The 12,000-nt window shown below is 43.8% G+C and carries 7 protein-coding genes; 4 read left to right on the forward strand and 3 right to left on the reverse strand.

The annotated features are described in order from the left end of the window. Positions 1-212: 212 nt before the first annotated feature. Entirely contained in the window at positions 213-581 is a 369-nt protein-coding gene (locus ACHUFW_RS01470) for a cytoplasmic protein (RefSeq protein WP_394200212.1), read from the reverse strand. A gap of 344 nt (positions 582-925) precedes the next feature. Beyond that, the gene (locus tag ACHUFW_RS01475; RefSeq protein WP_394200213.1) at positions 926-3,757 is read right to left on the reverse strand and encodes a TonB-dependent receptor domain-containing protein; all 2,832 of its coding nucleotides are present in this window, start codon (positions 3,755-3,757) and stop codon (positions 926-928) included. A 633-nt stretch (positions 3,758-4,390) separates the two neighbouring features. Here ACHUFW_RS01475 and ACHUFW_RS01480 point away from each other — a divergent pair. The 4 genes from ACHUFW_RS01480 to ACHUFW_RS01495 all read left to right on the forward strand — a co-directional run bounded on the left by ACHUFW_RS01480 (position 4,391) and on the right by ACHUFW_RS01495 (position 10,417). Beyond that, a complete protein-coding gene (locus ACHUFW_RS01480; RefSeq protein WP_394200214.1) occupies positions 4,391-5,548 on the forward strand; it encodes an efflux RND transporter periplasmic adaptor subunit in 1,158 nt (385 codons plus the stop codon). 12 nt (positions 5,549-5,560) lie between these two features. After that, positions 5,561-8,686 carry an efflux RND transporter permease subunit gene (locus tag ACHUFW_RS01485; RefSeq protein ID WP_394200215.1) on the forward strand — a complete coding sequence of 1,042 codons (3,126 nt, stop codon included), beginning with the start codon at positions 5,561-5,563 and terminating at the stop codon, positions 8,684-8,686. A 154-nt stretch (positions 8,687-8,840) separates the two neighbouring features. Then, complete coding sequence (locus tag ACHUFW_RS01490) at positions 8,841-9,146, forward strand: hypothetical protein (RefSeq protein ID WP_394200216.1); 306 nt, start codon at positions 8,841-8,843, stop codon at positions 9,144-9,146. Between the two features lie 116 nt (positions 9,147-9,262). Then, positions 9,263-10,417: an acetyltransferase domain-containing protein gene (locus tag ACHUFW_RS01495; RefSeq protein WP_394200217.1), complete on the forward strand. Its 1,155-nt coding sequence runs from the start codon at positions 9,263-9,265 to the stop codon at positions 10,415-10,417. 58 nt (positions 10,418-10,475) lie between these two features. Here ACHUFW_RS01495 and ACHUFW_RS01500 read toward each other — a convergent pair whose 3' ends face one another. Then, positions 10,476-11,633 (reverse strand): BamA/TamA family outer membrane protein, encoded by a 1,158-nt coding sequence (locus ACHUFW_RS01500; protein ID WP_394200218.1) that lies wholly within the window; start codon positions 11,631-11,633, stop codon positions 10,476-10,478. Between the last annotated feature and the right edge of the window lie 367 nt (positions 11,634-12,000).

The following is a 12,000-nucleotide window of genomic DNA, read 5'->3' on the forward strand; positions in this document are numbered from 1 at the left end:
TTCAACAATTACACTTAAATTAAAGGTGTAAACAAGTAAATAGTATATATCTTGACTTAAGTTTTTGTTTTAATTGTTTTTTGTAAATAAGTTTTTCAACTTTTAGAATAGATTTGGGCGTCGAGTGTAGATAGAGAACTGTGATCTATGAACAAAGTAAATAACGAAATTGTGAGCTACCTCAATATCGACGTAGCTCACGAGTGTCTATTTTAGCTATCAATTTTTGCGATACGCTCATCAAGATCAGCAATCAAGTGCTGCATAATTTCTTGGACTGACGTGTCTTTGGTCGCGTCATCCATAAAAATTTTAAATGTGACAAGCACATGGCCATCATTCTTAATTCGTACATTGTTCATACTGAAGTAAGCGCTCTCGGTATCAGCTTCTCGTACTACAAAGCCATCAATGTCAAATACCCGGTGGCCAGAGCGGCCATGCCACTTAGTAACGCGACTTAAGCCTATTTCACATGATTGATTAAATTCTATGTGGTTTTGCCATGTTGTTGGGTGGGCGGGATCCTTAATATGCGGGCATCGAACTGTATAGTTGTAGACATGTGAGATTGCTGTCATAAATTACCTACCTGTATGTTGATACTCATGCCATCTTAGGCACTGAACTTTGATTCGGTCAACTTTTATTCGTATTTACTAAATTGAACACTTTATTCTGCTTGTTACTGTATATACACCGGCTCGTTACAATTGGTTTTAACATGCTTACTGGTTGCTATCTTTGGGCTAGTTCTCATTTAATATAATTGGAGTGCTTAGTTTTGTTGTTTGATTAAATTTGCTTCAGCTAATAAAGGTATTGAGTATTATTTAAGGTTTTTTTCTTTAGTCAGTAGAAAGTTGATATCTCTTAAACAAAAAAGGGCCCACTATGTGAGCCCTTTTAAAACATAACTATTAGATTATAGCTTGTAGTTCGCGCCTAAGAAGAACGAACGACCTTGCGTATCATAATAACCATCACCATCATAAACATATGGGTTACGTGGTGGAGTTAAATCGAACGCATTTTTCACACCGAAACGAAGTGAGAAGGCATCAGTGAAGTCATACGAACCAGTGAAATCCCAAACAGTGTGTGAAGGAATATCATTGTAGTTGTTGTTCTCTGGCTGCCAGTCGTTGCTAGCGACACTTGCGTGGCGGTAGTTAGAACGAGCTTCTAGAGACAATGCATCATAGGTCCAACCTAAGCTAAACATCGCTTTCCAGCGAGGATCTGTGTATTCGCCAACATCAACTTGAAGATCTTCTTCAAATCCTGTTGGGTTGGTTTCCCATTGCTCAAGGTAAGTCGCGATGATGTGAATTCTGAAGTCACCAAAGCTATCTGTTGGGATATTGTACTGAGTTTCAATATCCACACCTTTAACATCGAAAGATGCAGAGTTTACTGGAGATTGAACAAAGTCAACAATGTCACCGGTAGTAGCATCACGGGTGAAACGATTACAGTATACATTATCTAATGATTCTGAGTCATAGCAGTATTTAACCGCTGTGGCGACGTCAATATATTGAATTGCATCACTGATCTCAAATGCCCAGTAGTCCACAGTTAAAGAGAAGCCTTCAAGGTATTCAGGGGTATAGACAAGCCCCACAGTGTAATCGTTTGAGGTTTCAGCTTTCAGATCTGGGTTACCGGCATTAGAACCAGGGTGGTTACTTTGATACCACTCATCACTTGGATTCCAGCCTGCTGGGAGACCAATTGCGCGACAGTTATTTTTACGGTTGTCGTTTGGACCTAGTTCAATGTTGATAGCGTCACAAACGTCGGTGAAACTTTCAAATGTTTGACCAGGAGGTGAAAATAGCTCACCAATGTTAGGGGCACGCACTGATTTCGATTTAGTTGCACGGAAACGAAGATCTTCGATTGGCGCCCAGTTTAAACCAATTTTCCAAGCATCGTCTTGCCCTGCAGTGCTATAGTCCATCCAACGATAAGCTAGATCTAGGCCTAAATCGTGTGCCAGGAACATATCTGAAAGAAGTGGAATACTAAATTCAGCTGCAAGCTCAGTCACATCGTATTCACCCTGCATTGGTAGTGCAGTATTACCGAAGATAGTACCATCGATTAGCTCTTGGTCAGGATTTGTTTCTGACTCTTCTTTACGGTAATCGGCACTGAATGCTGCTGCAACATAGCCAGCTGGTAAATCAAACAGAGCACCATTAACAACTAAACCAACACTTGTTTGGGTTGTTTTCGCTGTTTGACCAGCACTTGTGCTAACCCAATCAATCGCTTCTTGACTCGCTTGGTCTACACCTAATAGGTTCAGCGGAATACAGCCATTGGCACGAGCGTCGGCATCACGACATACTATGCTACCGTCATCTGCAAATACTGCATCTTTAGCTTGATCATAACGATCAGCCCAAATCTCACCGCGCCAGATAGATGTTTCTTCGAGTTGGCCACGTTGAGCATGGATAGAATATTCCCACTCATCAGTAATTGCACCTTCAACGCCAACTAAGAAACGGAATGTTTCACGGTCTTGGTTGTAAGTACGGTTGCCAAATTCAGTATCGATACGGTAAAGGTTAAAGTACTCCATACCTGTATCTTGCATTAACTGTCTTGTTTCATCAGGTAGGAATGCGTTGTCTGCTTCAATAAAGTTACGAGTATGGAAAACAGGCGTACTTTCACCATTTGATTGATAATCAACGTAAGTAATTTCAGTAAATAACTTATGGTTATCATTGATTTGGTAATCAGTATTTAAGGTAAAGACCATACGCTCAAGTGGCGTTCTGATGAAACCATAGTTAACTGGATCGTAACCTTCACAGCTAGGGCCACAGTAGTTACCGTTGTTACCTGGCCCTTCAATCAAGCCTTCACCGTAATCAAATAGCTTCATTGCGCCATTACTATCGAAGGTGTACTGACCATTAGGGCTAAAGAAGGTACCCGCTTCATTAATCCATGATAGAGGCTTACGGCCTTCGTACATGATACGAGCTGGAGCGCCTTCAGAAGTATCAGGATTATAGATACTGCCCATTGGGTTATCTAAGAAGTCTCTTTCTGATGGACGTAACTCTTTTTGTTCAGCATAGGTAAAGTTAAAAACAGTTGACAGTTTATCGTCCAAGAAAGTGCCGCCCGTAGTCAACGAGAATTGCCCTTCTTCACCGCCACTTTGCTCTGGCTGTTCATAAGATACGTCCAATTCAACGCCGTCAACATCCTTACGAGTAATAATGTTAATTACCCCAGCGATCGCATCAGAGCCATATACAGCAGAAGCACCACCGGTAATAACTTCAATACGCGATACCATAGCTGTTGGGATTGTGTTCAAATCCACGGCTGAATCGCCGTTTGAACCGGCAACAAAGCGTCTACCATTTACAAGAACCAAAGTACGGTCACTGCCTAAACCACGTAAGTTAGTGCGGTTTAGACCGTTTGCAAAGATTGTATTGTTTGATGTTTCAGGCGAGATTCCGACAGTTGATGATGGCAGCTTATTTAGGATATCGGCTACGTTTGTGATACCCATGTCCATCATATCTGCACCAGTAATTACAGTTACTGGTGTAGGCGATAGTTCCCCAATACGCTTAATTTTAGAACCGGTAACTTCGATTCTTTCAATTGCTGCTTCCTCTTCTGCTGCATAAACACTAGTACCAGCTAGCATAGCTGTGCTTGACGCGGCATAAATAGCAACTTTCACGGCATTTGATAGCCGATTCAAAGTTTTCATATTGTCATTCCCTTTGTTTGAGTGCTGCTCAACATTTTTGTTAAGTTTTAATTGTTATTTACTGCAATGATTTGCAGTTGCGTCACAAAATTTACATATTGGAAACATCTAGTCAATATTTGTAATCATTTACTGTGACTAACTGAGTGGAAAGTAAGCGCTACAGACCCGGGTTAGGCTTTTCTAATTTAGTTTTTTATGGGTTATTTGTTGGTAAATCAGCATGCTAAAGTCCTGAAAAAAGTTACCATCAGATGCAAAGAGGCTGTTAAAGCTCAGGCTGAGTAGAAAGTTTTTGGTTTGAACTCTAGAGGGTTTAAATAGCTGGGTGAGTAATAAATAGCATAGTATACAATCTGTTATCGCCTTATTCTGCAGTTTTTTATTGTTGTTTTTTAGTCGTCAGTGTTTAAATGCAGAGCCAAGGCTAATAAAAGGCTATTTTGTAGCTACTAAGTACCTATGTGATTTTCGGTATGAATCATTGTGTCTACTAATTTTAGTTTTTGTTGATTCGGCTCAGCTGTTGGGTCAATGAAAAAAAATTGTAAAAAAGTTTTAATGGCACAGCGATGGTCTTATACTCAATATCACTCAAGTTATTAATTTTATTAATTGTTACCGGAGGCCGTAATGGTTGTTCGCACTGTTTCAACATTTAAGTGGTGTTCTGCAGTATTGGCACTGCTTATTTTAACCGCATGTGGTGACGCGCCCGCGCCAGCACAAGCGATGTTACCAAGTGTTGTGGTCAATACAGCCCAGACCAAGGAAGTCACACCTAGTAGTGAAATAGTCGGTCGAACCGAAGCGTCTGAAGATGTGGTTATTCGCTCACAAATTCAAGGTCAGTTGTTAAAGCGTAATTTTGTTGAAGGCGATGATGTTACCGCAGGGGATCTGTTGTTTGAAATTGACCCATCGACCTATAAGGCTGAGCTTGCACAGCAACACGCAGTCCTAGAGCAGGCCATTGCTTCCCGCGATGTGGCGGTAATGAACTGGGAACGTGGCCGACGTTTGCTGCCAGACGGAATGATTAGTGCCCAAGATATGGATGAGCTAACCAGTCGTAAGCTCACTACAGCTGCAGGAGTTGTGCAGGCAGAGTCAGCAGTAAAAGCGGCAGAGCTGCAGTTGAGCTATACCAACATTTATGCGCCAATTTCTGGACGTATTAGTAACGCCATGGTGAGTACCGGTGACATTATTACGCCGCAATCAGATATGGCTAACTTAGTACAGTTACAGCCGATGTGGGTATCGTTTCAGGTTCCTGAAAAAGGCCTGATTACCGCGCAGCAAAACTTTTCTAAAGCTGCAAAGCGGGAAATCAAGATAAGTGATATTGTCATCAATCTACGTTTACCTAATGGCACTATGTTTGATGAAACGGGTTATATCGACTTTGTTGGTAACCGTGTTGATGCTGCTACCGGAACGCTTCCTGTGAGAGCAACATTTGAAAATAATACCAAATTGATGCTGCCAGGTTTATTTGTCACCTTAATCATCGAATCCCCTATCACTGAAAAAGCGCTGCTTATTCCTCAAGCTGCGGTGCAGGAAGATCAACAGGGGCGCTTTGTGATGGTAGTGAATGAAAACAATGAAGTACAAAAGCGAGTGGTTGAATTGGGCGATCGTTTTGGCATCGACTGGCGCGTGTTAAGTGGCCTAGAAGATGGTGAGCGTATCGTAGTTGATGGACTGCAGAAAATCCGCCCGGGTATTAAGGTCGAGGCAGTTGAGCAACAAGCTGTGCCATTTCAAGAAAATAGTGATTCATAGCCGGAGCGCATCATGATCAGTGATTTTTTTATTAACAGACCTAAGTTTGCGTTTGTCATCTCTACTGTGCTCACGCTGGTAGGGTTGATCTCCATTCCCATTTTGTCTGTCGCAGAGTTTCCCGAAATTGCGCCACCTCAAGTTAATGTTTCAACCAGTTATTCTGGTGCCAGTGCTGATATTGTTAAAGATACTATCGCACAGCCATTGGAGGCGGAGGTCAACGGTGTAGAAGGCATGCTCTACATGGAATCAAAGAGTGCCAACGACGGAAGTTATTCGTTGAATGTGACCTTTGAAGTAGGCACCGATGCCGACATGGCGCAGGTAAAAGTGCAAAACCGTGTGCAGCAAGCTATGCCTAGGTTGCCAGAAGAGGTGAAACGCCAAGGGGTTAAAGTTGAAAAACAAAGCCCGAATATGTTGATGGTGGTAAACCTGGTTTCGCCAAAAGAAACCTTCGATTCGCTGTTTATTACTAACTATGCTGGCTTAAATGTAAAAGATGCCCTCGCTCGACAAAATGGCGTTTCTAAGGTGCAAGTGATTGGTGCCTTAGATTATGCCATGCGTATTTGGCTCGACCCCTTTAAAATGGCCAGTTTAAGCGTAACAGCAAGCGATGTGATTGCTGCGCTGCAAGAGCAGAATATTCAAGTGGCAGCAGGGCGGATCGGTGCAGCACCGGTGGACCCTGATCAGCAGTTTCAATATACCTTGCAAACCAAAGGGCGTTTAAAAGACCCTGATGAGTTTCGCAATGTCATGATTCGCGCAAATAACGATGGCTCCAAAGTGGTGGTGGGTGACGTTGCTCGGGTCGAGTTAGGTTCACAAACCTATGATGCGCAAGGTAAACTCAATAACAAACCTTCGGCAATTATCTCGATTTATCAGTCACCAGATGCCAATGCATTAGAGGTTGCTAAGGGCATTAAAGCGGAAATGGAGCGCTTAGCGGAGCGTTTTCCTACTGATTTAGAATATGAAGTCTTATATGACACTACCGAGTTTGTGGAAACTTCGATTAAAGAAGTGGTGCAAACGCTGTTCGTATCTATTGCCTTGGTGGTGTTCGTTGTATACATCTTTTTGCAAGATGCTCGTTCAACCTTAGTTCCTGGGATTGCGATTCCGGTATCATTAATCGGTACGTTTGCGTTTTTACTCGCCTTTGGCATGAGCATCAATACGGTGTCTTTGTTCGCACTTATCTTAGCCATTGGTATCGTGGTTGATGATGCCATTGTGGTAGTCGAGAACGTAACGCGCTTAATGCAGGACGAAGGTCTATCCCCCAAAGAAGCCACATCCAAAGCCATGAAAGAGGTGACAGGGCCGATTATTGCCACCACCTTAGTATTGTTGGCTGTGTTTGCTCCGACAGCTGTGATGCCGGGTATTACTGGTCAGATGTACGCACAGTTCTCGGTAACCATTTGTATTTCTGTACTTATCTCTTCTATTAATGCATTAACATTGTCGCCAGCGTTATGTGCATCAGTATTACGACCACCAAAGCAGCACACTAAAGGGTTCCACGCGGCGTTTAACCGAGTATTTGAAAAGTTTACCGGCAAGTACATGACGCTAGTGAAGTCGTTAACGCGTAAGTTGACGTTAGTGGGAATTGTTTATGTGTGTTTGATTGGTCTAACTGGAGGCATCGCCAAGATATTGCCGTCGGGTTTTGTCCCCATGGAAGATAAAAAGGCCTTCATGGTGGACATTCAACTGCCTGATGGCGCTTCACTGAATCGTACTGAAGAGGTGATGCGGGAACTCGTTGAGTTAACCTTACAAGAGCCAGGTGTTGAGAATGTCATTCATGCTAGCGGTTTTAGTATCTTAACGGGTTCTGTTTCTTCAAATGGCGGCTTGATGATTGTCACTCTGTCAACATGGGAAGAGCGTTCGTCGCCGGATATGTTTGAAGCGGCAATTGTGGCCAAGTTACAAGCTAAGTATGCTGCAAACCCTTCTGTTAAAGCTATGGCTTTCTCATTGCCGCCTATTCCAGGTGTAGGTAGTGTGGGTGGCTTTGAGTTTGTCCTGCAAGATACCCAAGGCCGCTCTCCCCAAGAGCTTGCTTCGGTGATGCGAGCCTTGATTATGAAGGCCAACGAGCAGCCAGAAATTGCCATGGCATTTAGTAATTTTAGAGCTGATGTTCCGCAGATGTATGTGGATGTTGATCGCGATAAAGCCAAGGCGTTAGGCATATCATTGAATGAAATCTTTAGTACCATGCAGACTATGCTTGGCTCAATGTACGTCAATGATTTTAACCGTTTCGGTAAAGTGTTTAGGGTTATTTTGCAAGCAGAAGGGGATTATCGTAATTCGGATAAAGACATTGCCAGCTTCTATGTACGCTCAAATACTGGCGAGATGGTACCGTTAAGTACCCTGGTTAAGGTGACCCCAATTCTTGGGCCGGACGTGATGAACGCATACAACATGTTTAGTTCAACCACGATCAATGGCTTCCCTGCACCAGGTTTCAGTTCCGGCGACTCGATTGCAGCGATGGAGCGTGCTGCTAATGAAAGTCTTCCTGCTGGTTATACCTTCGAGTGGACAGGGCAGACCTATCAAGAAATCAAAGCAGGTAATCTAGCGCCACTGATTTTTGCGTTAGCGTTAGTATTTACTTACCTGTTTTTAGTCGCGCAATATGAAAGCTGGACCATTCCATTTGCCGTTATGCTTGCGGTGCCCATTGCGATATTGGGGGCGTTCCTCAATATCTTATTGGTGGGGGCCGATCTTAACCTTTACGCGCAAATCGGTTTAGTGTTGCTGATTGGCCTTGCTTGTAAAAATGCGATTCTCATTGTCGAGTTTGCTAAGCAGTTACGTGAGGAAGGTAAGAGCATTTTGGATGCGGGTGAAACCGCGGCAAGATTGCGTTTTCGCGCGGTGTTAATGACGGCCTTCTCGTTCCTACTTGGCGTATTACCATTAGTTGTTGCTACTGGTGCAGGCTCTGGAAGTCGCCGTGCATTAGGGTATTCGGTATTTGGTGGTATGATGGCTGCGACAATTGTCGGGACATTATTGGTGCCAGTATTTTACGTGATCATGCAAAAACTGCGTGAGCGGGTAAAAGGTCAACCGAAACAAGAGGCAGCATAATATCGGTGAGCGTCAACAGTAATGGCGCTCCAATATTTCCGTGCTTGTTAAAGTGATTAGCTAAGTCATTGGTTGCTAAATTTGACCGCTAAGGTGACTTTCGCCAAAGGGTTGCATTATAATTTGCAACCCTTTTTTGATTTTGGTTTTAAGCTTGGCAAATTTTGCGATAAATAGACGTGCTACCTCCATCGGCCTCATTATTGTGATGCTGGTGCTAGGGTTCTTGTCTGCGCAACATAGCCTTGCCCATGTTGTTGATGAGCCACAACATCAAGCCGAAACCTGTACCTTCTGTACTTTCAAACAGCTACAGCAGTTTGCACTACCTGTAACTAGTCCATCTAACGTGGCGACGGGGTTGCAACCTCAAAGGTGTGTAGCGCCACTACGAGCTTCCCATAACGGTACTGACAAACAAAAGGTTCACTGTCGAGCGCCGCCAGCATCTGACGTTTAATGTACGCCATCGTGACAAGTGAGTCAGCAACAAGTCACTCGACCTTATTTCACCTCACTGCGTGTATTGTTGCCCAGCTTGTCACCGTATTTATTGATGTTTTTTGAAGGTAGTAGATGCAAACTGTAAATTCATCGGTGCTGAAAAAGCGCATCGACAGTATTGATGCTATGCGCGGCATTGTCATGTTGATAATGCTGCTGGATCATGTTCGAGAGCGATTCTTTTTTCATGAGCAAGTTACCGACCCTATGACGCTGGACTCCACCGGCACGCTGTTGTTTTTTAGTCGCTTTGCCGCGCATTTTTGTGCCCCCACTTTTGTGTTTTTAACAGGCATTTCAGCCTGGCTGTACAGTCATCCACAAGTCGGTCCGCAGCGCTGTGCGAGATCATTTTTGATTAAGCGTGGTTTATTTCTTATCGCGCTTGAATGTACCGTTATCACTTTCCAATGGATGGGCAATTACGACATGATATGGCTGCAGGTCATATGGGCTATTGGGATTAGTATGTTAGCGTTGGCCCTGTTGATTAACTTGCCACGAGTGTGGCTTGCGGTCATTGGTTTAGTGATAGTGTTTGGTCATAACTTGTTGACACCAATTACTTTTGAACCTAATGAACTCGGTTACACCCTTTGGGCTATTTTGCATGATCGCGGCAATATCTTTAGCAGCGATTTTGTTGGGATTCGAGCTAGCTACCCGGTGCTGCCTTGGATTGGGGTGATTTTACTTGGTTATGTGGTTGCGCCAATTTATGCGGCAAGCTTTGATGATAAGCGTCGTCACTCTTGGTTAATTGGTTTGGGTATAGCCTGTTTGTTGATGTTTGCATTGTTACGTGGCTTTAATATTTATGGTGAGACATTACCTTGGCAACAGGGCGATACTTGGCTGATGACGCTAAAGTCTATGCTTAACCTGACTAAGTACCCACCCTCTTTAGGTTTCCTATTGGTGACCGTGGGAGGCACGCTATTAGGTTTGCGTGCGCTGGAGCAGTTAACGCCCAAGCTCAGTAAAGTGCTGACTATTTTTGGCTCTGCACCGATGTTTTTCTATATTGTTCACCTGTATTTACTGTTAATCATGTATCAACTAGCGCTACATATTTTGGGACCTAACCAAGGTGAGCTTTATGGCTTTAGCAGCATGTATACGGTTTGGCTTGTTACGGTGATACTGGCGGTCTTGCTGTATTTCCCAACCAAGTGGTTTAGTCGTTACAAGCATCAAAGTCGTCAAGCTTGGCTAAAATACTTTTAGCATCGATAGAGGTTGAAAGAACTTAAATAACAAGCAGCCATTTCAAGTGGCTGCTTTTTTAACGCCAAGCACTGCCAAATTGAATGTAAAAGGTCCATTCTTCGGGTCCTTTAGCAACATCAATACCGCTACGAAGACCAAGCTGTCTAGCGATCAAATAACGAAACCCAGTCCCTTGGGTTGCTTGCCAGTCAGCGTCGGTAAAGCTTTGATTGTCTTGTACTGCTTTCCCCACTCCACCGAAACCAAGTAGTGTCCAGCGGTTATTGATATCGTAATCAATTTGAAGCTCTGCGAGTGATACTTGGTCGCCCTGATAGCGCATAGCCGCGATACCACGCATATTGATAAACGGGCGAGCATAAAATGGCGCGCCTTGGGTCATGTAATCGTACTCTCCCCGTAACCTTAATCCCCATTGGGTATTTAGACGCTGAAAGTGGTGTACATGGGCGGAATATTGCTGATAGCTAAAATCTCCGCCTAAGTTCGGATGGTGTATAGCTGCTTCAAAGCCGGCTTTAAGGCCGTTACGGGGCGAAAACTGGTTGTCACGACTGTCATAGGAAAGTTTGGCGCTAAGCGCGGCATCTTGGCTATCTAGGGTGAGGGGATCGATGCCCGGTAAGTTATCGGCAATATCAAATACCGTTTTTGATGCTACGTAGGTATAACTCAGTCCAGCAAAAAAGTTGCTATCGGCTAATCTGAAATCGATATCTTGCAGGAAATACAGTCCTTCAATATTGAATTGGGCGGCCATGTCGGTAATCGGCGTATAATAATCTAGGTTAATCGACCCCGCCATTATGCCGCCAAGGTATCGTATATTGTCTTTGGCCCAGTTACCGGAATGAAACAGACCCGCAAATTTACTGCCGTTACTGGTGGCACCGCCAACCAGTCCGGTGACACTTGGCGGAATAGCGGATACTTGATTTGGATTTTGTTGTCTAACTTGTTTTTGTTCTGCAGTTTCGTGAAAAAACAGCAGCGCTGCACCGCCACCTGTGCCGACAGCGGGTTCGGTAATGATAAATGGCACAGGCATAAAACCGTGGGCATTATCTAAAATCCATTGGCTGGCATCAAATTGACCGTCATTTGGGTCGCTAAGTTGTTGCCAAAAGTCGGCTTGCACCGGCGTCGTCGCCAGCAAGCCTAAACCGATAGCAATGGTATTCATTGGTGTGTTGAAGGTGGTTCGTTTTAGCATTCCTTGGCACCCACATTTTTATATATGCACAATATCAATGTGTCTCATTTGGTTTTATATTGGACTTTTTTCAGGGGGTTAACAAATGATTAATCAAGGTTTGGTTGGCATTTGCTTTTAGTATTTGAACAGTTTGTTTCATATTTGCTGCCTATGTCCCTTTTCCTTTGCGCATCATCCTGTAGAATCCGCCGCCAACATAAGGTTGTGTTGCTTTGTATTGATACAAAGCAATGGTTGATGCTGCGGCATTAACTAGCAGATCATAGAGCCGTTTGTGCTTTATGGATCTCTCACCCGCAATGCGGGGCTCTCATCTGCGACACCCTTAACCAAATGACACAAGAGATCAAAAATAAGGTAATGC

Origin of the sequence: Shewanella waksmanii (assembly GCF_043643685.1) — a bacterium.
Lineage (GTDB): Bacteria > Pseudomonadota > Gammaproteobacteria > Enterobacterales > Shewanellaceae > Shewanella > Shewanella waksmanii_A.